General features: G+C 74.6%; 22 protein-coding genes. 4 read left to right on the top strand and 18 right to left on the bottom strand.

The features are described 5' to 3' along the window. Positions 1–120 precede the first annotated feature (120 nt). Positions 121–2382, bottom strand: coding sequence for a polyribonucleotide nucleotidyltransferase (locus tag IEW90_RS10065; RefSeq protein WP_188718168.1), 2262 nt, complete (start codon positions 2380–2382; stop codon positions 121–123). A 256-nt stretch (positions 2383–2638) separates the two neighbouring features. Between IEW90_RS10065 and IEW90_RS10070 the strand changes: the two genes are divergently transcribed. Then, positions 2639–3502 (top strand): hypothetical protein, encoded by an 864-nt coding sequence (locus IEW90_RS10070; RefSeq protein WP_188718169.1) that lies wholly within the window; start codon positions 2639–2641, stop codon positions 3500–3502. Between the two features lie 123 nt (positions 3503–3625). Here IEW90_RS10070 and rpsO read toward each other — a convergent pair whose 3' ends face one another. From rpsO to IEW90_RS10105, 7 genes are all read right to left on the bottom strand, one after another. Beyond that, the gene (gene rpsO / locus IEW90_RS10075; RefSeq protein ID WP_188718170.1) at positions 3626–3895 is read right to left on the bottom strand and encodes a 30S ribosomal protein S15; all 270 of its coding nucleotides are present in this window, start codon (positions 3893–3895) and stop codon (positions 3626–3628) included. Positions 3896–3983: 88 nt separating this feature from the next. Then, positions 3984–5300: a PrsW family intramembrane metalloprotease gene (locus tag IEW90_RS10080; RefSeq protein WP_188718171.1), complete on the bottom strand. Its 1317-nt coding sequence runs from the start codon at positions 5298–5300 to the stop codon at positions 3984–3986. A gap of 55 nt (positions 5301–5355) precedes the next feature. Further along, positions 5356–6870 (bottom strand): aspartate ammonia-lyase, encoded by a 1515-nt coding sequence (locus IEW90_RS10085; RefSeq protein ID WP_188718172.1) that lies wholly within the window; start codon positions 6868–6870, stop codon positions 5356–5358. A 131-nt stretch (positions 6871–7001) separates the two neighbouring features. Then, positions 7002–8246 carry a kynureninase gene (locus IEW90_RS10090; RefSeq protein ID WP_188718173.1) on the bottom strand — a complete coding sequence of 415 codons (1245 nt, stop codon included), beginning with the start codon at positions 8244–8246 and terminating at the stop codon, positions 7002–7004. Then, the gene (locus IEW90_RS10095) at positions 8243–9298 is read right to left on the bottom strand and encodes an amidohydrolase family protein (protein ID WP_188718174.1); all 1056 of its coding nucleotides are present in this window, start codon (positions 9296–9298) and stop codon (positions 8243–8245) included. Before IEW90_RS10095 ends, IEW90_RS10090 begins: the two co-directional genes overlap by 4 nt. 32 nt (positions 9299–9330) lie before the next feature. Next, positions 9331–10215, bottom strand: a complete 885-nt coding sequence (locus IEW90_RS10100; protein ID WP_188718175.1) for a tryptophan 2,3-dioxygenase — start codon at positions 10213–10215, stop codon at positions 9331–9333. 76 nt (positions 10216–10291) lie between these two features. Next, positions 10292–11137, bottom strand: a complete 846-nt coding sequence (locus IEW90_RS10105) for a N5-glutamine methyltransferase family protein (RefSeq protein WP_188718176.1) — start codon at positions 11135–11137, stop codon at positions 10292–10294. A gap of 99 nt (positions 11138–11236) precedes the next feature. Between IEW90_RS10105 and IEW90_RS10110 the strand changes: the two genes are divergently transcribed. Further along, positions 11237–12535: a M20/M25/M40 family metallo-hydrolase gene (locus IEW90_RS10110; RefSeq protein WP_229679626.1), complete on the top strand. Its 1299-nt coding sequence runs from the start codon at positions 11237–11239 to the stop codon at positions 12533–12535. Between the two features lie 203 nt (positions 12536–12738). Next, positions 12739–13146, top strand: a complete 408-nt coding sequence (locus tag IEW90_RS10115) for a PIN domain-containing protein (protein WP_188718177.1) — start codon at positions 12739–12741, stop codon at positions 13144–13146. Between the two features lie 138 nt (positions 13147–13284). On the opposite strand, the gene IEW90_RS10120 is transcribed toward IEW90_RS10115, so the two are convergent. The 9 genes from IEW90_RS10120 to truB form a co-directional block, all read right to left on the bottom strand. Continuing rightward, positions 13285–13707, bottom strand: coding sequence for a hypothetical protein (locus tag IEW90_RS10120; protein ID WP_188718178.1), 423 nt, complete (start codon positions 13705–13707; stop codon positions 13285–13287). 33 nt (positions 13708–13740) lie between these two features. Next, positions 13741–14670 carry a cation diffusion facilitator family transporter gene (locus tag IEW90_RS10125; protein ID WP_188718179.1) on the bottom strand — a complete coding sequence of 310 codons (930 nt, stop codon included), beginning with the start codon at positions 14668–14670 and terminating at the stop codon, positions 13741–13743. Between the two features lie 2 nt (positions 14671–14672). After that, positions 14673–15548, bottom strand: coding sequence for an aldehyde dehydrogenase family protein (locus IEW90_RS10130; protein ID WP_188718180.1), 876 nt, complete (start codon positions 15546–15548; stop codon positions 14673–14675). After that, positions 15545–16987, bottom strand: coding sequence for an aldehyde dehydrogenase family protein (locus tag IEW90_RS10135; RefSeq protein WP_188718181.1), 1443 nt, complete (start codon positions 16985–16987; stop codon positions 15545–15547). Before IEW90_RS10135 ends, IEW90_RS10130 begins: the two co-directional genes overlap by 4 nt. A gap of 7 nt (positions 16988–16994) precedes the next feature. Further along, positions 16995–18005 carry a deoxyribose-phosphate aldolase gene (gene deoC / locus IEW90_RS10140; protein WP_188718182.1) on the bottom strand — a complete coding sequence of 337 codons (1011 nt, stop codon included), beginning with the start codon at positions 18003–18005 and terminating at the stop codon, positions 16995–16997. 156 nt (positions 18006–18161) lie between these two features. After that, positions 18162–19097, bottom strand: coding sequence for a bifunctional riboflavin kinase/FAD synthetase (locus tag IEW90_RS10145; RefSeq protein ID WP_188718183.1), 936 nt, complete (start codon positions 19095–19097; stop codon positions 18162–18164). Further along, complete coding sequence (locus IEW90_RS10150; RefSeq protein WP_188718819.1) at positions 19094–19504, bottom strand: hypothetical protein; 411 nt, start codon at positions 19502–19504, stop codon at positions 19094–19096. Before IEW90_RS10150 ends, IEW90_RS10145 begins: the two co-directional genes overlap by 4 nt. A 69-nt stretch (positions 19505–19573) precedes the next feature. Further along, positions 19574–19945, bottom strand: coding sequence for a hypothetical protein (locus IEW90_RS10155; RefSeq protein ID WP_188718184.1), 372 nt, complete (start codon positions 19943–19945; stop codon positions 19574–19576). Further along, on the bottom strand, positions 19942–20844 hold the full coding sequence (gene truB, locus IEW90_RS10160) for a tRNA pseudouridine(55) synthase TruB (RefSeq protein ID WP_188718185.1): 903 nt from the start codon (positions 20842–20844) through the stop codon (positions 19942–19944). The genes IEW90_RS10155 and truB overlap by 4 nt, the downstream gene beginning before the upstream one ends. A 33-nt stretch (positions 20845–20877) precedes the next feature. Here truB and IEW90_RS10165 point away from each other — a divergent pair, with 33 nt between their 5' ends. Beyond that, entirely contained in the window at positions 20878–21870 is a 993-nt protein-coding gene (locus IEW90_RS10165) for a ketopantoate reductase family protein (RefSeq protein ID WP_188718186.1), read from the top strand. 55 nt (positions 21871–21925) lie between these two features. On the opposite strand, the gene IEW90_RS10170 is transcribed toward IEW90_RS10165, so the two are convergent. Then, complete coding sequence (locus IEW90_RS10170; RefSeq protein ID WP_188718187.1) at positions 21926–22627, bottom strand: nucleoside/nucleotide kinase family protein; 702 nt, start codon at positions 22625–22627, stop codon at positions 21926–21928. Between the last annotated feature and the right edge of the window lie 37 nt (positions 22628–22664).

The following is a 22664-nucleotide window of genomic DNA, read 5'->3' on the forward strand; positions in this document are numbered from 1 at the left end:
CAGCCTACGGCCGTCGGCCGCCGCCGCGGCCCGGATGCGACTCGGATGCGTTCCGGATGCGCCTCGGACGCGACGGAGGCCCCCGCGCGATGCGGGGGCCTCCGTGCGCCTAGCGCGAGGTCACTCGGCGGCCGGGGCCTCCGAGGCTGCCTCGTCCGTCGACGCGTCCTTCGACTCGTCGACGAGCTCGAGCGAGAGCTTGCCGCGGTCGTCGATCTTCGTGATCTCGACCTGGAGCTTCTGGCCCACGGTCACGACGTCCTCGACGGCCTCGATGCGCTTGCCGCCGTTGAGCGGGCGCATCGCGGTGACGTGGAGCAGGCCGTCGCGGCCCGGCAGCAGCGAGACGAACGCGCCGAACGAGGCGATCTTCACGACCGTGCCGAGGTAGCGCTCGCCGACCTCGGGGTTGAGCGGGTTGGCGATCGCGTTGACCGCGGCGCGCGCGGCCTCCGCCGAGGGGCCGTCGACGGCGCCGATGTAGACGGTGCCGTTGTCCTCGATCGAGATCTGGGCGCCCGTGTCGTCCTGGATCTGGTTGATCGTCTTGCCCTTGGGGCCGATGAGCTCGCCGATCTTGTCGACCGGGATCTGCACGCTGATGACGCGCGGCGCGGTGGGCGCCATCTCGTCGGGGGCGTCGATGGCGGCGGTGAGGACCTCGAGGATCTTCGTGCGCGCCTCCTTCGCCTGCGTGAGCGCGCCGCCGAGCACCGAGGCCGGGAGGCCCGAGAGCTTGGTGTCGAGCTGGATGGCGGTGACGAACTCGGGCGTGCCGGCGACCTTGAAGTCCATGTCGCCGAGCGCGTCCTCGGCGCCGAGGATGTCGGTGAGCGCCGCGTAGCGGGTCTCGCCGTCGACCTCGTCCGAGACCAGGCCCATCGCGATGCCCGCGACGGGCGCCTTGAGCGGCACGCCGGCGTTGAGCAGCGCGAGCGTCGAGGCGCAGACCGAGCCCATCGACGTCGAGCCGTTCGACCCGAGCGCCTCCGAGACCTGGCGGATCGCGTAGGGGAACTCCTCGCGGCTCGGCAGCACGGGCACGAGCGCGCGCTCGGCCAGGGCGCCGTGGCCGATCTCGCGGCGCTTCGGGCTGCCGACGCGGCCCGTCTCGCCCGTCGAGTACGGCGGGAAGTTGTAGTTGTGCATGTAGCGCTTCGACGTGACCGGGCTCAGCGAGTCGATCTGCTGCTCGAGCTTCAGCATGTTCAGCGTGGTGATGCCCATGATCTGGGTCTCGCCGCGCTGGAAGATGGCCGAGCCGTGCACGCGCGGGACGACCGCGACCTCGGCGTCGAGCGGACGGATGTCGGCGAGGCCGCGGCCGTCCATGCGCACGCCGTCGGTGAGGATGCGGCCGCGGACGACCTCCTTCGTGACGGCCTTGTAGGCGCCGGAGACCTGCGTCGCGACGACGGCCTCGAGCTCGCCGCGCTCGACGCGGGCGTTGATCTCCTGCTTGACCTGCTCCTTGAGCCGGTCGTCGGCGTCCTGGCGCTCGAGCTTGGCCGCGATCTGGTAGACCTCGGCCAGGCGGTCCTTCGCGAGCTCGCGGACGGCGACGAGCGCCTCCTCCGAGTACGGCGGGAAGAGCGGGTACTCCTGCGTCTCCTTGGCGGCGGTCTTGGCGACCTCCGCCTGGGCGGCGACGAGCTGCTTGATGAAGGGCTTCGAGGCCTCGAGGCCCTGGGCCACGACCTCCTCGGTCGGCTTGACGGCGCCGCCCTCGATGAGCTCCCACGCGTTGTCGGTGGCCTCGGCCTCGACCATCATGATCGCGACGTCCTCGTTGCCCGCGGCATCGGTGACGACGCGGCCCGCGACGACCATGTTGAACACGGCCTGCTCGAGCTGCGAGTGCTTGGGGAAGGCGACCCACTGGCCGTCGATGAGCGCGACGCGCACGCCGCCGATCGGGCCGTCGAACGGCAGGCCCGAGAGCTGCGTCGACATGGACGCGGCGTTGATGGCGAGGACGTCGTACAGCTCGTCGGGCTCGATGGCGAGCACGGTGACGACGACCTGGACCTCGTTGCGGATGCCCTCGACGAACGACGGGCGCAGCGGCCGGTCGATGAGGCGGCAGGTGAGGATGGCGTCGGTCGAGGGGCGGCCCTCGCGACGGAAGAACGAGCCGGGGATGCGGCCCGCGGCGTACATGCGCTCCTCGACGTCGACCGTGAGCGGGAAGAAGTCGAAGTGGTCCTTCGGCTGCTTCGAGACGCTCGTGGCGCTGAGGAGCATGGTCTCCTCGTCGATGTACGCGACCGCGGCGCCCTGCGCCTGCTGCGCGAGGCGGCCGGTCTCGAACCGGACGGTGCGGGTGCCGAAGCGGCCGTTGTCGATGACGGCCTCGGCGAAGGTGATCTCAGGACCCTCCACGGGTCTCCTCTCGTCGGCGCGCGAGCGCGCTGTCGATGATCGCGTCGACGGGCGAGGAGGTGGTCATCAGTGGAGGAGGTCGAAGCTCCGCTTCGGCATCCTCCACCAACGACCAGACTCTGGGTCTCGTCCGTGGAGGCGCGATCGGCTGGCGATGGTGCTGCAGCCGGGCTCGATGCTACCAGCCGGATGCCGGGATCCCGCGGAACGGCGCAGGATCGCGCTGCCGCTCGGCCGCCGCGGCTAGCCTGCGCGCATGCGCACCGTCCCCCCGCCCGACCTGCGTCCGCTGCAGCAGCCGCTCGACGGCGCCCGGCTGCGGGAAGCCAGACGACGCCTGCGCGCCGAGCGGCAGGCGGCCGACGTGCCGGGCGCCGGGCTCGCGATCGCCGGCTGGGTGCTGCTGCTGCCGGGCGCCCTCGTGCTCGTCGCCGGGCTCGCCGCCCACGACGCCGATCCGGCGATGCCCGTCGTCGGCGGCCTGCTCGCCGCGGTCGGCGCCGCGCTGCTCGTCTGGCGCGGTGTGCGCCGCCGCGACGCCGTTCGGCGCGCTGCGCGGCTGCAGGCGTTCGCCGACGCGAACCGGCTCGCCTACGCGCAGCGCGCGCTGCTCGGGCCGAAGGCGGCGCCCGCGCTGCGGCGCGGGTTCGGGCACGTCGCGGTCGACGTGCTGCGCGCCCCGGACGGCGCCGAGTGGGGCGTATGGGCCGCGCGGCTGCCGGAGCGGGGCGGCCAGGAGTCGCGGATCGGCTTCGTCGAGCTGCCGCTGCGCCCTGAGGGGCTGCCGGAGCGGGTGCTCGCGGGACTCATCGACGACCTGCGCTCGGCGCCGCTGCCGCTGCGCGTCGAGCTGGCGGGCGGGCGCCTCGCCGTGACCGCGGAGCGCGCGTGGGCGGTCGACGACCCGGCCGTGCAGTCGCTCGTGCACCGGATCCGCTCCTGGGCGGCCGCGGGCACGGCATCTCCGACGGAGCCGTCGGGCGCGATGCCCGCCGCGATCGCCTCCACGCCGGCCGGCCGGCGCGGCGCGCGGGCGGCGCTCGCCTCCGGCGCGCTCATCGCGCTCGCGGCGATCGGCGCGGCGTTCCTGCAGGCGGTGCTCCGCGCCGCCGCGCCCTGAGCATCGGCTCGCACGACGAAGAGGAGGGCCGCCCCTCGCGGGGCGACCTGCGACGAAGAAGAGGGCCGCCCCTCGCGGGGCGACCCTCCTCGTGCCTCGAAGGCGGGAAGTCTCAGGCCGTGACTAGCGGCGCAGGCCGATGCGCTGGATCAGCGCGCGGTAGCGCTCGATGTCGACCGACTGGAGGTAGCCGAGCAGGCGGCGACGCTGACCGACGAGCAGCAGCAGGCCACGACGCGAGTGGTGGTCGTGCTTGTGCTCCTTCAGGTGCTCCGTGAGGTCCTTGATGCGGCGCGACAGGATCGCGACCTGCACCTCGGGGCTCCCGGTGTCGCCCTCGTGCGTGGCGTACTCCTCGATGATGGCCTTCTTGACCTCTGCGTTCAGGCTCATGTGGACCCCTCTCTGCTTGCAGCGCGGTGCTCCTGCCCGATGCAGGAGCGCTCTCTCTCCGCGGCCGATGGACGGCAACCTGATGACTCTACCAGGGAACGGGGCCCCGCGTCTCGCCGATCGGCGGCTGCTGCCGGCCGGTGAGGCGCGGGCCGTCGAGGTCACCGAAGCGCTGCACGCGCTGCGGGCCGTGCGCCGCGACCGGCGCGCCCTGCAGCACCGGCAGCGGCGGGCCGGCGCTCGAGGCGGCGAGCTCGCGGCGCTGCTGCAGCAGGAGCGAGAGGAGGCCCGCCTCGTCGGCGACGTCGCGCGCCGCGTGGCGGCCGATGAGCGCCCGCTGCCTGTGGTTCGCGAGCCGGGTGGCGGTGTGGATGTAGTCGCGCATCGTCGCGCCGAGGCGGCGTCGGCGCGCCCAGTCCATGAGCGCCGCGCGGCCGTCGCCGGACGAGAGGCGCTCGACCTCCTCGTGCGTGAACCAGCCGGCGCGGCCGTAGTCGTGGAGCCGGGCCCGGGTGATGCGCACCTCCTGCCGCAGCAGCAGCCAGACGAGCGCGGCCGCGAGCGCGCAGAGCGGCACCTGCACCACGAGGTAGTAGGTGAAGTAGCCGAACTCGCCGCCCGGCACCCAGAAGCCGGCCGAGTTCCAGAGCGCGTGCAGCAGCGCCGACACGAGCCAGCCGGCGGGGAACGCGACGAGCGCCCACGCCCGCGACCGCGCCCGCGCGGCGAGGCCCAGCGCGAGACCCACCCCCACCGCCGTGAACAGCGCATGCGTCAGGGGGCTCATGATGCCGCGCAGGAAGAAGATGAAGGCGCCGTCGCCGGTCTGCGCGAGCGAGCTGCCGAAGTAGAGGATGTTCTCGGTGAAGGCGAACCCGGCCGCCGAGAGCGCCGCGAACACGATGCCGTCGACCGGCCCGTCGAAGGTGCGCCGGAACCAGAGGTACATGATGAGGACGGGCACGCCCTTCCACAGCTCCTCGACGACGGGCGCCTGCACGACCGTCGCGTAGAGCTCGTACGCCTCCTGCGACGGCAGGAACGGGACGACCAGCGGCTCGAGCACGAGTCCGTTCGTCCCGAGCGTCAGCAGCACCGCCGCGATGCCGCCCCACAGCGCCGAGAACCACATCGCCACGCGCGGCTCCGGCTCCCAGCGGTCGATCGCGAGCACGGCCCAGATGACGAAGCCGAGCGGGACGAGCGCCATGACGCCCGAGACCGCGACGAGCAGCGGACTGCCGATGGCGCCGCCGAGGAAGAGGATGACGAGGAACGACAGCAGCGCGAGCACCACGATGGCGACGACGCCGAGCACGAGGCCCGTGCTCGGGCCCGGGCGACGCGCCGGACGCCAGGTGCCGGGGCCGGGGGCTGGTGCGGGTGCGGGTGCTGCGGCGCTCACGCCGGAAGCGTATCCGGCGCGAGCCGCCGCAGCAGGCCTCCTGGCGAGGACTGCCTCAGCGGGCCTCGGGCGCGGGCGCCTCGTCGGGCAGCGGGATCACGGGGATCGCCTGCGTCACCGGCTGCAGGCCCGACAGGCGCGCCGGCTGCAGCAGCTTCTCGACCCGTTCGCGGTCCATCAGGCCCGCCTCCACGACGAGGTCGGCGATCGACTTGTGGCTCGTGAGCGCCTCGTGCGCGAGCTGCGCGGATGCCGCGTAGCCGATGTACGGCGTGAGGGCCGTGACGACGCCGACCGAGGTGCCGACCATGTCGCCCAGCCGGTCGCGGTTCGCCTCGATCCCGTCGACGCAGTTGATGCGCAGCGTCAGGCAGGCCTGCGTCATCCAGTGGAGGCTCTGCAGGATCTGGTGGGCGATGACCGGCTCGAACGCGTTCAGCTGCAGCTGCCCCGCCTCGGCGGCGGCCGTGACGGTCGCATCGGAGCCGATGACGGCGAACGCCACCTGGTTCACGACCTCCGGGATCACCGGGTTGACCTTGCCGGGCATGATCGACGAGCCGGCCTGCTTGGGCGGCAGCGTGATCTCGCCCAGGCCCGCCTGCGGGCCGGACGAGAGCAGGCGCAGGTCGTTGCAGATCTTCGAGAGCTTCGCGGCGCAGCGCTTGAGCGTGCCCGAGAGCGTCATGAACACGCCCGTGTCGCTCGTGGCCTCGATGAGGTCGGCGGCCGCGACGATCGGGAGGCCCGTGAGGTCGGCGAGGTGGCGGCAGGCGGCCTCCGCGTAGCGCGGGTCGGCCGTGATGCCGGTGCCGATCGCCGTGGCGCCGAGGTTGACCTCCGACAGCCACGCGATGGTCTCCTCGAGCCGGTCGCGGTCCTCCCGCAGCGTCACGGCGAACCCGTGGAACTCCTGCCCGAGCGTCATCGGCACGGCATCCTGCAGCTGCGTGCGGCCGACCTTGAGCACGTCGCGGAACTCCCCCGCCTTCGCGTCGAACGCGTCGGTGAGGCGCTGCAGCTCGTCGAGCAGCCGGCGGAGCGTGAACGCCATCGCGACCTTGATCGAGGTCGGGTAGGTGTCGTTCGTCGACTGCGAGCGGTTGACGTCGTCGATGGGGCTGAAGTGCTGGTAGTCGCCCTTCTGGTGGCCGAGCTCGACGAGGCACGCGTTCGCGATGACCTCGTTCGTGTTCATGTTCGTCGAGGTGCCCGCGCCGCCCTGGATGACGCCGACCTTGAACTGGTCGTGCAGCTCGCCGCCGCGGATGCGCCGGCAGACGCGGTCGATGAGGTCGGCCTTCTCGGGGTCGAGCACGCCGATCTCGCGGTTGGCGCGCGCGCACGCCTGCTTCACGACCGCGAGCGCGGTGACGAGGTCGGAGTAGACGGAGATGGAGCGGCCCGTGATGGGGAAGTTGATGAGGGCGCGCTCGGTGTGGATGCCCCAGTAGGCGTCGCGCGGCACCGGCAGCTCGCCCAGCGAGTCGCGCTCGAGGCGCGTCGGGCCCGAGGAGGTGTGCTCGCCCTGCGGCGCCGGGTCGAGCTTGTACGTGGGCGTGTCGGTCATCTCGGCTCCATCGCCTCGTGCCTCGCGGTCGGGATCGTGCCCGCGGGACTGTCGGTGCATCGAACGCGGGTGTCGCCCGCGCCCACGAGCCTAGTGCGGAGGCGCATCCGCCTCCGCGACCGCGCCGCGCCTCATGCCGCGGACCTGCGGAGCTCCTCGCCGATCGCCTCGACGCCCACGAGCACCTCGGCGAAGGTCGTCGAGAGCGGCGACAGGCCGATCCGGATGCCGTCGGGCGCGCGGAAGTCGGGGATGACGCCGCGCTCCCACAGCCGCGCCGTCACGTCGCGGAAGGCGGGGTGCGCGACCGTCAGGTGGCTGCCGCGGTGCGGGCCCGCCGGCGGGCTCACGAGCCTGGCGCCGAGCGGCAGCACGTGCTGGGCGAGCGCCGCCTCGGCGAAGCCCGTGAGGGCGACCGACTTCTCGTGCGCGGCGCTCACGCCGACCCGCTCGAGCAGCTCGACCATGGCCTCGAGCGCCACGGTCGCGAGCACCGGCGGCGTGCCGGAGGCGAAGCGGCGGATGCCCGCCGCGGGCTCGTAGCGCGCCCCCATCGCGAAGACGTCGGCGGCGCCCATCCAGCCCTGGATGGGCTGCGCGAGCGCGCCCTGGTGCTCGGCGCGCACGTAGGCGAACGCGGGGCTGCCGGGGCCGCCGTTGAGGTACTTGTAGGTGCAGCCGACCGCGAGGTCGACGCCCCAGGCGTCGAGCTCCGTGGGGATGACGCCCGCGGAGTGGCAGAGGTCCCACAGCACGAGCGCGCCCGCGGCGTGCGCGGCGCGGGTGATGCCCGGCACGTCGGCGACGAAGCCCGAGCGGTAGGCGACGTGGCACAGCAGCACGAGCGCCGTGCGCTCCGAGAGCGCCGCCCCGACCTGCTCGAGCGTCGCGCCCGCGGCGCGGTCGACCTCGAGCCACCGCACGGTGCAGCCGCGCTCGGCAGCGATGCCCTGCACGACGAAGCGGTCGGTGGGGAACGAGTCGTCCTCGATGACGATCTCGGTGCGGGCCGGGTCGGCGGCGATCGCCGCGTCGACGGCGGCGCGCACGAGCTTGTAGAGCAGCACGGTGGTCGAGTCGCCGACGAGCGCCTGGCCCGGTGCCGCGCCGACGAGCGCGCCGAGCCGATCGCCGAGCTCGAACGGCCGCGCCATCCACTGCTCGTCCCAGCCGCGGATGAGGCGGGTGCCCCAGTCGTGGCCGACGAAGCCGGCGAAGCGCTCCGGGAGGCTCGCGAGCGGCCGGCCGAGCGAGTTGCCGTCGAGGTACGAGACGACGTCGCCCTCGCGCACGAAGGCTGCCGCGTGCTCGGCGAGCGGGTCGGCGGCGTCGAGCGCGGCGGCGCGCGAGCGGAGGTCCTGCGCGGTGTCGGTCATCGGGGCTCCTCGGTCGTGGCGGCGGCGGTGGCGTCGGTCGGGGCGAGGTCGTCGGCTCGGACGGCGCGGGCCTCGTGGAGGGCGGCGAGCACCGCCTCGTCGTCGGCGACGTCGGGCGGCAGCGCCGTGGCGGTGCGCGCGGGCCAGGGCAGCAGCAGCTCGAGGCCGGAGCCGGTGAGCGCGTCGACGGTGCCGCTCGCACCGAGGCCGGCGGCGAGCAGCGCGGCGACCTCGTCGGCCTCCACGCCCAGCCGGCTCGTGCCGTTGCCGAGGTCGGTGCCGTGCAGCACGGCCCCGCCTGCGCGGGCGAAGCGCGCGACGTTGTCGACGGCGGTCGCGAGCGCCGCGTCGTCGCCGTCGCGGACGTGCATCGAGAGCGTCGTGACCCACGCGGTGCGCTCGGCGGCGCGGGTGACGAGCGCGTCGTCGAGCCGCTCCGTCCAGGGCGCGTGCGCGAGGATCCGGACCCCGTGGTCGATCGCCCGCTCGGCCTGCCCCTCCCCCTGCACGTGCGCGGCCACGGGGCGCCCCGCGACGCGCGCAGCGGCGACGATCGCGACGAGCGCGAGGTCGTCGAGCACGGGCCCGGCGTCGGCGTTGAGCGCGACCTTGATCGCCGAGGCGCCCGCGGCGACCTGGGCGGCGACGGCCGCGGCGGCCTCCTGCGCGCCGGCGACCTCGTGCACGGCCTCCGCCGGCGCCCAGCCGCTGCGGCTCGGGTAGCCGCCGGGGGCGGTGAGGAGCGCGCCTGCCCAGCGGACGTCGAGCGCCGGGGCCGCCGCGGCGTGCGCGGCCGCGATGCCGGGGAGCGCCGCGGGAACCCAGCCGAGGTCGAGCGCGCGCCCGATGGCGCCGGCAGCAGGCTCGGCGAGGCCGAGGTGCACGTGCGCGTCGGTGAGCGGCGGCAGGAGGGCGATCGGGAGGCGCTCGAGCGCGGCGCGGTCGGCCTCGGGCGCGAGCCGCAGGCCGGCATCCGAGCCGAGCCCCACGACGACGTCCTCGTGCCACGCGCCGCCGATGCGGGCGCGCGCGACGCGGACGACGCGCTCCACGCCCTCCCGGTCCGTGGCCCCGCCCATCCGGATCAGGCGCCGATCCGGGTGCGGACGGCGTACAGCTCGGGGAAGAACGTGAGGTCGAGCGCGCGGCGCAGGAAGTCGGTGCCGCTCGAGCCGCCCGTGCCGGTCTTCATCCCGATCGTGCGGGTGACGGTGCGCAGGTGCCGGAAGCGCCACAGCTGGAAGTTGTCCTCGAGGTCGACGAGCTCCTCGCACGCCTCGTAGGCGCGCCAGTCCTCGTCGCCCTGCCGGGCCCCGGCACCGGGCTCGCCCGCGCGCTCGTAGATCGCCGTGAAGACCTCGACGAGCGGCTCGTGGAAGACGTGGGCCTTCCGCACGTCGCGCTCGAGGACCTCGGCGGGCACCGGGTGGCCGCGGCGCGCGAGGAGGCGCAGGAACTCGTCGTAGAGGCTGGGCCGCTCGAGCTCGGCCGCGAGCGCCGCGTGGTCGTCGGGGCTCGACTCGAAGACCTTCAGCATCCGCTCGTGCTTGTTGCCGAGCGCGAACTCCACCTGCCGGTACTGCGCCGACTGGAATCCGGAGGCGTTCGCGAGCGCGCCGCGGAACTGCGCGTACTCGGTGGGCGTGAGGGTGGCGAGCACCGACCACTGCTGCGTCAGCACCTCCTGGATGTGCTTGACGCGGGCGATGCGCTTCAGCGCCGATCCGAGGTCGTCGGCGACCAGGAGGCGGCGGGCGTCGTCGAGCTCGTGGAGCACGAGCTTGAGCCAGAGCTCGGTGGTCTGGTGCTGGATGATGAACAGCAGCTCGTCGTGGTGCTCGGGGCTGCTGCGCGGGTGCTGCGACTGGAGCAGCGTCTCGAGCCCCAGGTACGAGCCGTACGTCATCCGCTCGCGCAGGTCGGTGACGATCGTCGCCTCGATCTCGCGCGTGTTGTCCTCGACCGCCATCGGCGTCTCCCCTCGGTCGCTCCACGCTAGCGCCGGGCACGATGCCGCGCGGCGCTCGCGGCGCTGGCGCTCCAGCTCAGCCGCGCCGGGCGAGGAGGGCCGTCGCGCCGATCGCGTCGTCCTCGTGCACCGCGATGCCCTCCAGGCCCGCGGCGGCGAGGATGCGCGCGGCCTCCGCGAGCTGCGGCGGCGCGACCTCGGTGACGACGACGCCCCCGGGCGCGAGCCGCGCGGCGATCTGCGGGGCGAGGGCGCGCAGCGGCTCGAGGCCGTCGGCGCCGCCGTCGAGCGCGAGGGCCGGCTCGTGCTCGCGCGCGTCGCGCGGCAGGTGCGCGAGCTCGGCCGTCGGCACGTACGGGAGGTTCGCGGCGATCGCGTCGAAGCGGGCGTCGGCGGGCAGCGCCGACAGGTCGGCGGCCTCGAGCACGAGCACGCCCGGGAGGTTGGCGCGCGCGTTGGCGGCCGCGCGCGCATCCGCGTCGATCGCCGTCACGCGGGTGCCGGGTGCGCGGTGCGCCGCGAGCGCCGCGATCGCGCCCGTGCCGCAGCCGAGGTCGAGCAGCCGCGCACCCGCGCCGCGGGCCCGCAGCGCGTCGGCGACGAGGCCCGCGAGGAGCGTCGTGCGGCGGCGCGGCACGAAGACGCCCGGGTGGACGAGGATGCGCAGCTCGGCGAAAGCGGCACTGCCCACGATCGCTTCGATCGGCTCGCCCGCGATCCGCCGCGCGACCATCGCGTCGAGCGCCGCTTCGTCGTCGGCCGCGTCATCGCCGGGCGCGTCGTGGTCGGCCGCGCGGCGCAGCTCGGCGAGCTCCTCCTCGGCGAAGGCGCTCCCGCCGCGGCGCAGGCGCTCGACGCGCGCGGCGTCGCGCGCATCCGGCCGCTCGTGCTCGCCGGTCGCGCCGCCCTCCACCACGATCATCGGCCTCCGTCCCCCGCTCCGCCGCCCGTGCCTGACGGCCTGGGCCTGCCGACTTGGGCCTCCCGGCGCGCGCGTCGACGCCGACGATAGCCTGCGCGCATGCCGCGCATCGACGCCTCCGCCCTCGACCACCTCGTGGCGCTCGTGCAGGTGCCGACCGAGGCGCCCGAGCAGCTGCCGGTGTTCCGCGCGGCGCTGCGCGAGCGCTTCCCGCGGCTGTTCGCGGCGCTCGAGGTCGAGGAGGTCGGCGGCACGATCCTCGCCCGCTGGGCCGGCCGCGGCGACGGCGCGCCGGCGCTGCTCATGGCGCACCAGGACGTCGTGCCGGCGCCCGCCGAGGGCTGGACGCACCCGCCCTACTCCGGGCACCGCGACGGCACGCACGTGTGGGGCCGCGGCACGCTCGACGACAAGGGCTCGCTCGTGGGCATCTGCGTCGCCGTCGAGGCGCTGCTCGCCGAGGGCTTCGCGCCCGAGCGCGACGTGTGGCTGCTGTTCGGGCACGACGAGGAGACGATGGGCTCGGGCGCGGCCGCCGCGATCGGCGTGCTCGCCGAGCGCGGCGTGCGGCCCGCGTGGGCGCTCGACGAGGGCGGCGCGATCATCGAGCCGCCCGTGGCCGGGGTCGCGCGCGACGTGGCGGTCGTGGGCGTCGCCGAGAAGGGCTTCGCGAACGTGCGGCTGCGGGTCGCGCAGGTGGGCGGCCATGCATCGACGCCGCCGCGGCTGCCGGCGACCTCGCGGCTCGCGCGCGCCGTCGGCCGGCTCGGCCGCGCGCGCTTCCCCCGCTCGCTGCCCGCCCCGACGATCCGGATGCTCGAGCTGCTCGGCGCCGAGGCGCGCGGTCCGCAGGGCGCGGTGCTGCGCCGCGTGCGCACCGCCAGACCGCTCGTCGAGCGGATCCTCGCCCGCGGCGACGAGACGCGCGCGATGCTCTCGACCACGGCGGTCGTGACGCAGCTGTCAGGCGCGGCCGCGCCGAACGCGCTCGCCGAGGAGGCCGTCGCAGTCGCGAACGTGCGGATCGCCGTGGGCGAGGACGTCCCCGCGACCCTCGCGCGCATCCGCCGCGCGATCGCCGACCCGGCCGTCGAGGTCTCGCTGCTGCACGGCCACGGGCCGAGCCCCGTCAGCCCGTCCGCGGGCGTCGGCTGGACCGACGTCGAGGCGGCGATCGGGCGCCTGCGGCCCGACGTGCTCACCGTGCCGTACGTGATGCTCGGCGGGAGCGACGGCCGGCACGCGCACCGCATCACCGACCGCGTCTACCGCTTCGCGCCGTTCGCGATGACGCGCGAGGAGCGGCTCGCGCTGCACGCGCGCGACGAGCGGATCCGCGAGGACACCTGGCTCGACGGCTGCCGCTGGTACGCCGACCTGCTCGAGCGGAGCTGCTGAGCGGTCGGTCTCGCGATCCGGGACCCCGTCGCGCATCCGGGACCCGCTCGTGCGGGTCCCCGATCGCCGGAGGGGTCCCCGATCTCGCGCGATCGTGGCCCCCTACGTGCGGCGTGGACCCTAAGGTTCGGGTCCACGCCGCAGGATCGGGTTTACGGCGACGTGGGGCGGGGGGCGTGGGCGGGGTGCGCGAGGATCGGCGCATGACGCGCTTCGCCATCGACGCCCCCATCGCGCTCCGCATCGTCGCCGGTGGCACGGCCATCGCCGAGGGCCACCAGCTGGTCGGCCCGGCGATCCTCCGCTCGCACGCGCTCGCGGCCCTCTACCGCGACGTGCGCGAGGGCCGGCGCGACGAGCGCGACGGCCGCGCGGCGCTCGAGGGCATCGCCGGCCTCCGCATCCGCCTGCTCGGCGACCGCGTCTCGCGCGCGACCGCGTGGCGGCTCGCCCTCGAGCGCGGCCTCGACGATCCGGCGCTCGCCGAGTACGTCGCCGTCGCCGTGCTGCAGGCCGACCTGCTCGTCACCGACGACCCGGCGCTCGCGGCGATCGCCCGCGGCGCCGTGCCCGTGATCGGCTGGGACGCCTTCGCTCGCGACGCGGCCTGACCGCGGCCGCCCAGCGCGCACCCGCATGCATCGGCACAGCCCGCATCCGGACCCCATCGCACGAACGGGGACCCGGCATACGGGGCCCGCTTCGCGAGATCGGGTCCGCGCAGAGAGCGAGCGTGCTCGGGCGTCGCGTCAGTCGCGGGCACCTCGGCGCGCGAGCCAGACGTGCATCGCTGCTGCGCCCGCCACCGCGCCCAGCGCGATCGCGGCCGGCAGCGCGGCGAGCAGCGGCTGCGCCAGCGCGATGCCGATGATCCAGCCGAGCAGCACCACGGCCGTGAGCGCCAGGTGCGCGATCCACCAAGGGCCGGTCGCGGTGCTCCGCCACCAGGACCCCGACGCGAGCCGGCTGATGACGACCATCGTCGCGAGCATGGCGAGCACGAGCCAGACCGGCGGCATGAGCCCGAACGGCAGGCACACGAGCACGTACGCCGGCAGCCATGCCGCCATCGCGTACCGGCCGACCACCATCGTCCGAGTCGGCGGCGCCACGGGACCGCCGCTGTCGACCGAACCCGTCACCGGGTTCGCGATCCGCATCGTCGCCGCCATGCCCCGACGGTACCGATCCGGAAGGCCGCTCCGCTAGGCGTGCGTGCGGCCCTCGTGGGCGGCGTGGCCCGGCGGCTCGAGCTGGAAGGTGGCGTGCTCGAGCGCCACCGGGAAGTGCTCGGCCGCGCACGCCTGCAGGGCGTCCAGGATGCGCGGCGCGTGCCCGTCGCGGAAGCACGCCTCCTCGATCACCACGTGCGCCGTGAGCTGGTGCGTGCCCGTGCCGAGCGTCGACGCGTGGAGGTCGTGCACCGCGACCACGTGCTCCTGCTCCTCGAGGTGGCGCCGCACCTCCGACAGGTCGAGCTGCGGCGGGGTCGACTCGAGGAGGATGCGGCCGGCGTCGCGCAGCAGCACGACCGCGCGCGGCACGATGAGCGCCGCGACCAGCGCCGAGGCGATGAGGTCGGCCTGCTGGAAGCCCCACAGCCAGATCGCCAGGCCCGCGAGGATCACGGCCACCGAGCCGATCGCGTCGTTCAGCACCTCGAGGAACGCCGCGCGCAGGTTGAGCGAGTCGCTCCGGCCGCCGGCGAGCACGACGAGCGACACCGCGTTGCCCGCGAGCCCGACGACGCCGAACACGAGCAGCATCCCGCCCGGCACCTCGGGCGGCTCGGCGATGCGGCGGATGCCCTCGACCACCACGACGAGCGCGACGACGAGCAGCGCCGCCGCCTGCGCGGCCGCGGCGAGCACCTCGACGCGCACGAGCCCCCACGTGCGCCGCTGCGTCGGCGGGCGCGCGATGAGCACCTGCGCGACGAGCGCCACCGCGAGCCCCGCGACGTCGGTGAGCATGTGCACCGTGTCGACGAGCAGCGCGAGGCTGCCCGTGAGGATCGAGCCCACGACCTGCGCGACGAGCACGGCCGACGTGATGCCGAGCGCGACCGCGATGCGGGTGCGCCCGGAGGCGCGGGCCGCGCCCGCGCCGTGCGCGTGGTCGTGCCCGGCACCCACGGCTACAGGCGGGACTTCGTGTGCCAGACCGTCTTCGTCTCGGTGAGCGCGAGGATGCGCTGCGGCGTCTCGGGCGCGAGGCCCGGCTCCGGGCGCACGACGCGCTTGAGCGTCTCGGCCGCCGCCTGCTCCAGCTCGACCCAGTCGAGGTCGCCCGCGCCGGTGAGGTCGAGCGCGTTGACGTCGGCGTGGCTCGCGAGCCACGGCGCGAGCTCGGCCGGGTCGCCCGTGAGCACGTTGACGACGCCGCCCGGCAGGTCGCTCGTGGCGAGCACCTCCGAGAGCGAGATCGCGACGAGCGGCGACGACGCGGCGGGCACGACGACGACGGCGTTGCCGGTGACGAGCGCGGGCGCGACCACCGAGGTGAGGCCGAGCAGGCCCTGCTGCTGCGGCGCGACGACCGCGACGACGCCCGTGGGCTCGGGCACCGAGATGTTGAAGTACGGGCCCGCGACCGGGTTGGCGCTGCCGCCGACCTGGGCGATCTTGTCGGTCCAGCCGGCGTGCCACACCCAGAGGTCGATCGCGGCCTCGACCTGCTCCTGCGCGCGGGCGGGCTTGAGGCCCTCGGTGCGCACGAGCTCGTCGACGAACTGCGCCTTGCGGCCCTCGAGCACCTCGGCGACGCGGTAGAGCACCTGGCCGCGGTTGTAGGCGGTGGCGGAGGCCCAGCCGGCCTGCGCCTTGCGCGCGGCGCGCACGGCGTCGCGCGCGTCCTTCCGGCTCGCCCTCGCGACGTTCGCCACGAACGCCCCCTTGGGGTCGCGCACCTCGGTCACGCGGCCGGACTCGCTGCGCGGGAACGCGCCGCCGATGAAGAGCTTGTAGGTCTTCGGCACGTCGAGGCGCGTCGTCGTCTTCGTGGTGGTGGTCATCGCTCGCCTGCCTTCAGGTACGCCTGCATGCCCTGCACGCCGCCCTCGCGGCCGTAGCCGGACTCCTTGTAGCCGCCGAACGGGCTCGCGGGGTCGAACTTGTTGAACGTGTTCGTCCAGACGACGCCCGCGCGCAGCTTGTCGGCGACCGCCAGCACGCGGCTGCCCTTGTCGCTCCAGATGCCGGCGGAGAGGCCGTAGGGGGTGTTGTTGGCCTTCGCGATCGCCTCGTCGGGCGTGCGGAAGGTGAGCACCGAGAGCACGGGGCCGAAGATCTCCTCGCGCGCCACGGTCGACGACGCCTCGACGCCCGTGATGACGGTCGGCGCGAACCAGTAGCCCTCCGCGGGCAGCTCGCACGCGGGGCTCCAGACGTCGCCGCCCTCGGCCGCGCCCTGCGCGACCAGGCGCGTGATGCGCTCGAGCTGCTCGCTCGAGTTGATCGCGCCGACGTCGGTGTTCTTGTCGAGCGGGTCGCCGACGCGCAGCGTCGCCATGCGCTCCTTGAGGCGGTCCATCACCTCGTCGTGCACGCTCTCCTGCACGAGCAGGCGGCTGCCGGCGCAGCAGACCTGGCCCTGGTTGAAGAAGATGCCGTCGACGATGCCCTCGATGGCCTGGTCGAGCGGGGCGTCGTCGAAGACGATGTTCGCGCCCTTGCCGCCGAGCTCGAGCGTCAGCTTCTTGTCGGTGCCGGCGACGGCCTTCGCGATCTCGCGGCCGACCGCCGTGGAGCCGGTGAAGGCGACCTTGTCGACGCCCGGGTGGCGCACGAGCGCCGCGCCCGTCTCGCCCGCGCCGGTGACGAGGTTGACGACCCCGGCGGGCAGGCCCGCCTGCTCGCACACCTCGGCGAAGAGCATCGCCGTGAGCGGCGTCGTCTCGGCGGGCTTCAGCACCACCGTGTTGCCCGCGGCGAGCGCCGGGGCGACCTTCCACGCGAGCATGAGCAGCGGGAAGTTCCACGGGATGACCTGTGCGGCGACGCCGTGCGGGCGCGGGCGCGCGCCGAGGCCGACGTGGTCGAGCTTGTCGGCCCAGCCGGCGCAGTGGAAGAACCACTGGGCGACGAGCGGCACGTCGGCGTCGCGGGTCTCGCGGATGGGCTTGCCGTTGTCGACGGTCTCGGCGACGGCGAGCTCGCGGGCGCGCTCCTGCAGGATGCGCGCGATGCGGAAGAGGTACTTGCCGCGGTCGCGGCCCGACATCGGGCCCCAGACCTGCTCGAAGGCGGTGCGGGCGGCGCGGACGGCCGCGTCGACGTCGCCCTCGTCGGCCGACGCGAAGGTCGCGATCTGCCGCTCGGTCGAGGGCGAGACGGAGGCGAACGGCGTGCCGCCGCCCGCCACCCACTCGCCGCCGATGAAGAGTCGGTACTCGTCGCGGAGGTTCAGGATGGACGTCGACTCGGGAGCCGGCGCGTAGTCGAGGAATGCCATGGTCGCCTCAGTCGATCGTCACGTAGTCGGGGCCGGAGTAGTGGCCGGTGGAGAGCTTCTGACGCTGCTGCAGCACGTCGTTGAGCAGGCTCGAGGCGCCGAAGCGGAACAGGTGCGGGTCGAGCCACGCCTCGCCGCAGGTCTCGGCGACCGTCACGAGGTACTTGATCGCATCCTTCGCGGTCGCGATGCCGCCCGCGGGCTTCACGCCGATCCGCTCGCCCGAGAGCCGCTCCCAGTCGCGCACGACCTGCAGCATGAGCAGCGTCACCGGCAGCGTCGCCGCGGGCTGCACCTTGCCGGTGGAGGTCTTGATGAAGTCGCCGCCGGCGAGGATCGACAGCCAGGAGGCGCGGCGCACGTTGTCGTACGTCACGAGCTCGCCGGTCTCGAGGATCACCTTGAGGTGGGCGTAGGTGCCGTCGGCGCGGCGGCACGCCTCCTTCGTCTGCACGATCTCGTCGAAGACGAGGCCGTAGTTGCCCTCGAGGAACGCGCCGCGGTCGATGACCATGTCGATCTCGTCGGCGCCCGCGTCGACGGCGTCGCGGGTGTCCTGCAGCTTGACCTGGAGGCTCGCGCGGCCGGCCGGGAAGGCGGTGGCGACGGCGGCGACGTTGATGCCGTCGTCCTTGCCGGCGCTCCACGCGGATCCGAGCGCCTCGACCGCGTTGCCGACCATGTCGCCGTAGACGCAGACGGCGGCGGGGCGCGGGGTCGCGGGGTCGGAGACGTCGGGCACGAGCGCCTTGGCGACGAGCGAGCGGACCTTGCCGCGGGTGTCGGCGCCCTGCAGCGTCGTGAGGTCGATCATCCGGATGATGAGGTCGAGCGCCGCCTGCTTGGAGCTCGTCTTGATCGATCGCGTGCCGAGCTTGGCGGCGCGGGCCTCGAGGCCCACGGCGTCGACGGCGGGCAGGCCCTGGAGGTGGCGCCGGAGGGCGACCTCGGACAGGTCGCCGCCGAGCAGCTGGACGGCGCGCTCCGCGGGTGCGAGCGCGGCACTGGGTTCGGTCACTGCGTTCCTCACGTCTCCGCGCGGTGCCGGATCGCTCCTGCGCGGTGGCTCAGGCCCGGGCTGTGGCCCGCGGCACCTGGACGCACGAGTCTAACCGGATGCGGCACCGCCCCGCACCGTCGCCAACACCGTCGCCGGCACCGTGCGCGGCGCGGCTCAGGCGGCGTCGGCGCCGAGGAGCTCGCGCGTCGTGTCGACGTCGCGGCCCATCTGCGCGATGAGCTCGTCGAGCGACTCGAAGCGGTGCATCGGCCGCACGAAGTCGACGAGCTCGAGCGAGATCGGCCGGTCGTAGAGGTCGAGGTCGACGTCGAGCAGGTACGCCTCGACCGTGCGCTGCGGCACGCCCTCGAACGTGGGGTTGTTGCCGATGGAGACGGCGGCCATGAAGCGGCCCGCGTCGACGTCGGCCCACGCGGCGTACACGCCGTCGGCGGGGATGAAGCCCTCGACGGGCGCGCCGAGGTTGGCGGTCGGGTATCCGAGCCCGCGACCGCGCTGGAAGCCGCGCACGACGGTGCTGCGGAGGCGGTGCCGGCGGCCGAGCATGTCGGTGGCCTCGCGCACGCGCCCGAGCGCGAGCGCCTCGCGGATCCAGGTCGACGAGACACGGCGGCCGTCGGCGAAGCAGATGTCGTCGATCGACTCCACGCGCACCCCGGTGGGCGCGCCGAGCTCGCGCAGCAGCGCGGCGTCGCCCGCGCCGCGGGCGCCGAAGCGGAAGTCGTCGCCGACGAGCAGCACGCGCGCGCCGAGGCCGTCTAGCAGCACCCGCTGCGCGAACTCCTCGGCGGGCACCGCCGACACCTCCTTCGTGAAGGGGATGACGACGACCCGGTCGACGCCGGCCTCGCGGAGCAGCTCGACCCGGTGCTCGTTCGTGGTGAGCGGCAGTGGCGCGCGGTCGGGGCGGACGACCTCGAGCGGGTTGCGGTCGAAGGTGACGACGACCGTCTCGAGGCCCTCGGCATCCGCGATCGACCGCAGCTGCTCGATGATGCGGCGGTGGCCGATGTGCACGCCGTCGAACTTGCCGACCGTCACGGCGCTCGGGCGCGACTGGAGCGCGTCGGCCCAGTCGAGCGCGCTCACGCGGCGGCCCTCGTGCGGCTCGCGCGCAGCCACCACAGGCCGAGGAACGGCAGCACCGCGGGGATGAACAGGTAGCCCATGCCGAAGCGGCTCCACACCGTGTCGTGGGCGAAGAGCTCGGGATGCGTGAGCGAGAGCGCGCCGACCACGACGACGCCGACGAGCTCGAAGCAGACGGCGGCGAGCGCGACGGGGCGCCAGCGGTCGCTCGGCATCGCGAGCGCCACGGTCGCGAGGATGTAGACGACGGCGGCGACGGCGCTCAGCGCGTAGGCGAGCGGCGCCTCCTCGAAGCTGCGGACGATCTGCACGAACGAGCGGCCGGTGGCCGCGAGCGCCAGCACGGCGTACACCGCGATGAGGACCCGTCCGATCCCGGCATGCCTGCGCTCGCTCACTCGATCGATCCTACGCCGGGTGCGGCGCGCTCGGGACGCCCGGTGCCGCTCCCCCGCGCTCCTCGCCCGGCCCACCGGCTACGCGATCTGCACGAACCAGATCTGGTGCATCCGGTAGACCATGACGGCGCAGGCGAGGATGCCCACGCCGACGATGAGCGTCGACCACTGCCCCTTCTTGTCGACGAGCGCCCACAGCACCGCCGCGGGCGGGATGAGGATGGCCGAGAGCAGGTACGTCCAGTACTCGAGCAGGTCGCCCGTGGGGCCCGCGCCCGCGATGGGCGCGATGATCGAGGCGACGATCTGCACGACGAGGGTGGCGAACGCGCCGATCGCCGCGAAGAGCGCGAGGTCGCCGAAGGGACGGCGCGCGAGGCCCGCGATCGCGACGACGAGGCCGGCGATGCCGAGCGCCGCCGCCTGCGCGAGCATGAGCCAGCTGATCATGCGGCGCCGCCGTCGGCCGTCGGGAAGTTCGTGACGGGCAGCAGGCGACGCCCGGAGACCCGGGCGATGCCGACCAGCCGGTCGCCGTGCACGGCGGCGACCACGCCGGACTCCCCCTCGAGCGCGGGCGTGCGGCGGCCGTGGGCGAGGTCGGCGGCGCGCTCGTCGTCGAGCTGCACGACGGGCAGGATGCGGGCCGCGGCCCGCGCGGGCGGGACGAGGAGCGAGGCGGCGCCCTCCGGGAGCGCGTCGGCGATCGGGGCGCCGTCGACGTCGAACGCGCCGATGCGCGTGCGGCGGAGCGCCGTGAGGTGGCCGCCGACGCCGAGCGCGGCGCCCAGGTCGCGGGCGAGGGCGCGGATGTACGTGCCGCTCGAGCAGTCGACGACCACGTCGAGCTCGGCGACCGCACCGGGCCGGAAGGCGAGCGCCTCGAAGCGCGCGACGGTCACGGGCCGCGCCTGCAGCTCGACCTCCTCGCCGGCGCGCACGCGCGCGTAGGAGCGCTGCCCGTCGACCTTGATCGCCGAGACCGCCGAGGGCACCTGCTCGATGTCGCCGGTGAGCGCGGCCATCGGCGCGACGAGGTCGGCCTCGGTGAGGTGCGACGCATCCGCCCCGCCCGTCACGTCGCCCTCGGCGTCGTCGGTGACGGTCGTGCGGCCGAGCGCGATCGTGGCCGTGTACGTCTTGTCGAGCCCGACGATGTGCGTCAGCAGCCGCGTGGAGGGGCCGACGCCCAGGATGAGCAGGCCCGTGGCCATCGGGTCGAGCGTGCCGGCGTGGCCGACCTTGCGCGTGCCGAGCGCGCGCCGGGCCCTCGCGACCGCCGTGTGGCTCGTGATCCCTGCGGGCTTGTCGACGAGCAGGATGCCGTCGGGGGCGGTGGTCGGGGGCACCCGAAGATCCTAGTCGCCGATAGCCTGGCGGGCATGGCTGAGGGATGGTCGCGCCAGCGCGTCGCGGTGATCGGCGCGGGCGCGATCGGCGGCGCGATCGCCGCCCGGCTCGACGCGATCGGCCACGAGGTGGTCGTCACCGCGCGAGGCGACAACCTCGCCGCGATCGCCGCCGACGGACTGCTGCTGCGCGGCGCGTTCGGCACCCACACGGCCCAGGTCGAGGCGGTGCCCGCGCTCGAGCGGCGGCCCGACGTCGCGATCCTCGCGACGAAGGCCACCGGCGCCGTCGCCGCGCTCGAGGCCAGCCGGGAGGCGCTCGCCGACGTGCCGCTGCTCGTCGTGCAGAACGGCCTCGGCGGCGAGCGCGCCGCCGCGCGGCTGCTCGGGCACGAGCGCGTCGCCGGCGGCATCGCGCTCATGGCCGCGAACTCCATGGAGCCCGGCACCGTCACCGTCACGGCCCGCGGCGACACGATCGTCGGCGGCGCCGAGGGCGCGCGCTTCGCGGCGCTGCTCGGGCAGGCGATCCCCACGAGCGAGACGCCGTCGATCGAGGGCGCGCAGTGGACGAAGCTGCTCATCAACATGGTGAACGCGATCCCCGCGATCGTCGGGCGCTCAGTGCAGGACGTCATCCGGGATCCGGGGCTGCGGCGCGTGCTCGTCGCCGCCATGCGCGAGACGGCGCGCACGGGGCTCGCCTCGGGCGTGCGCTTCCAGCCGCTCCAGGGCCTCACGCCGCTGCTCGTGCGGCTCGTCGCCTGGGGACCGGCGGCGCTCGCCGCGCAGGTGCCGCTGCGCATCAAGGACCGCCTGGGCGACGTGCCGAACCTCGGCTCGACCCAGCAGTCGATCCGGCGCGGGCAGCCGACGGAGGTCGACGCGATCAACGGCGCGGTCGTTGCGGCCGCCGCCGCCCTCGGGCGTGAGGCGCCCGTGAACGCGGCGCTCGTGGCGCTCGTGCACGAGGTGGAGCGGCGCGGGCGGTTCCTGCAGGCGTCGGCGGTGCGGCAGCTGGTCTGAGGGGTCTCGTGACGGGTGCGGCCTGCGGCCGCGCCCTCCTCGACCGGCGGAGTGGCTAGCAGCGGTCGTCGAAGACCTGCCGGGGCTTCCGCCAGTCGGTGGTGTCGATGATCATCGTCGCCTTCGACGCCGGGCGCTGCTCGCGCTCGTACCGGTCGTGCGCCTCGCGGTAGCGCCGGTGCGACTCGTGCGCGACGTCCGGATGCGCCCCGTCGCGGGCGCGCAGGCGCTCGCCGCGCACCCGGTCGTCGGCGATCAGGAACAGGCTCGCGTGCCACTTGCCCGCGAGCGCCGGGCGCTGCAGGAAGACGCCGTCGACGAGCAGCACCGCATCCGGCCCGGCCGTGCGCCACTCCATCTCGACCGGCTGGTCGCGCGCGAGGTCGAACGCCGCGGTCTGGAAGCCCGTCGAGCCGCCCATGCGGAACGGCTGGAGGAGCACGCGGTCGAGCAGCTCGACGTCGAACGCGTCCTCGTAGTAGCCCTTCGGGGAGTCGCGCCCCTGGCGGTAGCGGAACACCTGCGGGCGGTGGAAGTCGTCGACGCTCGCCCGGAACGCCTCCACGCCCGCGCGCGCGAACGCGACCTGCAGCGCATCCGCGAAGTGCGTCTTGCCGACGGCGTCGCGGCCGTCGATGCCGATGATCCGGCGGCCCCTGGCGCTGCGCCGCTGCAGCTGGTCGACGACGCGCGTGTACAGCTCCTTCTGCTCGGGCGTCCACGACGCGGCGCGCATGAGGAGGGAGCGGTCGACCATGCGCCCAGCGTACGACGGGCGGGTCGGCGCCTCCTGG

Source organism: Agrococcus terreus (assembly GCF_014645235.1).
Lineage (GTDB): Bacteria > Actinomycetota > Actinomycetes > Actinomycetales > Microbacteriaceae > Agrococcus > Agrococcus terreus.

Bases quoted from the DNA above. Each gene is read 5' to 3' on its own strand.
- IEW90_RS10135 (WP_188718181.1), bottom strand. From the start codon at position 16,987: ATGGCATTCCTCGACTACGCGCCGGCTCCCGAGTCGACGTCCATCCTG.
- IEW90_RS10170 (WP_188718187.1), bottom strand. From the start codon at position 22,627: ATGGTCGACCGCTCCCTCCTCATGCGCGCCGCGTCGTGGACGCCCGAG.
- IEW90_RS10120 (WP_188718178.1), bottom strand. From the start codon at position 13,707: ATGGCGGCGACGATGCGGATCGCGAACCCGGTGACGGGTTCGGTCGAC.
- IEW90_RS10085 (WP_188718172.1), bottom strand. From the start codon at position 6,870: ATGACCGACACGCCCACGTACAAGCTCGACCCGGCGCCGCAGGGCGAG.
- IEW90_RS10070 (WP_188718169.1), top strand. From the start codon at position 2,639: ATGCGCACCGTCCCCCCGCCCGACCTGCGTCCGCTGCAGCAGCCGCTC.
- IEW90_RS10130 (WP_188718180.1), bottom strand. From the start codon at position 15,548: ATGACCACCACCACGAAGACGACGACGCGCCTCGACGTGCCGAAGACC.
- IEW90_RS10110 (WP_229679626.1), top strand. From the start codon at position 11,237: ATGCCGCGCATCGACGCCTCCGCCCTCGACCACCTCGTGGCGCTCGTG.
- IEW90_RS10100 (WP_188718175.1), bottom strand. From the start codon at position 10,215: ATGGCGGTCGAGGACAACACGCGCGAGATCGAGGCGACGATCGTCACC.
- IEW90_RS10115 (WP_188718177.1), top strand. From the start codon at position 12,739: ATGACGCGCTTCGCCATCGACGCCCCCATCGCGCTCCGCATCGTCGCC.
- rpsO (WP_188718170.1), bottom strand. From the start codon at position 3,895: ATGAGCCTGAACGCAGAGGTCAAGAAGGCCATCATCGAGGAGTACGCC.
- IEW90_RS10090 (WP_188718173.1), bottom strand. From the start codon at position 8,246: ATGACCGACACCGCGCAGGACCTCCGCTCGCGCGCCGCCGCGCTCGAC.
- IEW90_RS10105 (WP_188718176.1), bottom strand. From the start codon at position 11,137: ATGATCGTGGTGGAGGGCGGCGCGACCGGCGAGCACGAGCGGCCGGAT.
- IEW90_RS10155 (WP_188718184.1), bottom strand. From the start codon at position 19,945: ATGATCAGCTGGCTCATGCTCGCGCAGGCGGCGGCGCTCGGCATCGCC.
- IEW90_RS10165 (WP_188718186.1), top strand. From the start codon at position 20,878: ATGGCTGAGGGATGGTCGCGCCAGCGCGTCGCGGTGATCGGCGCGGGC.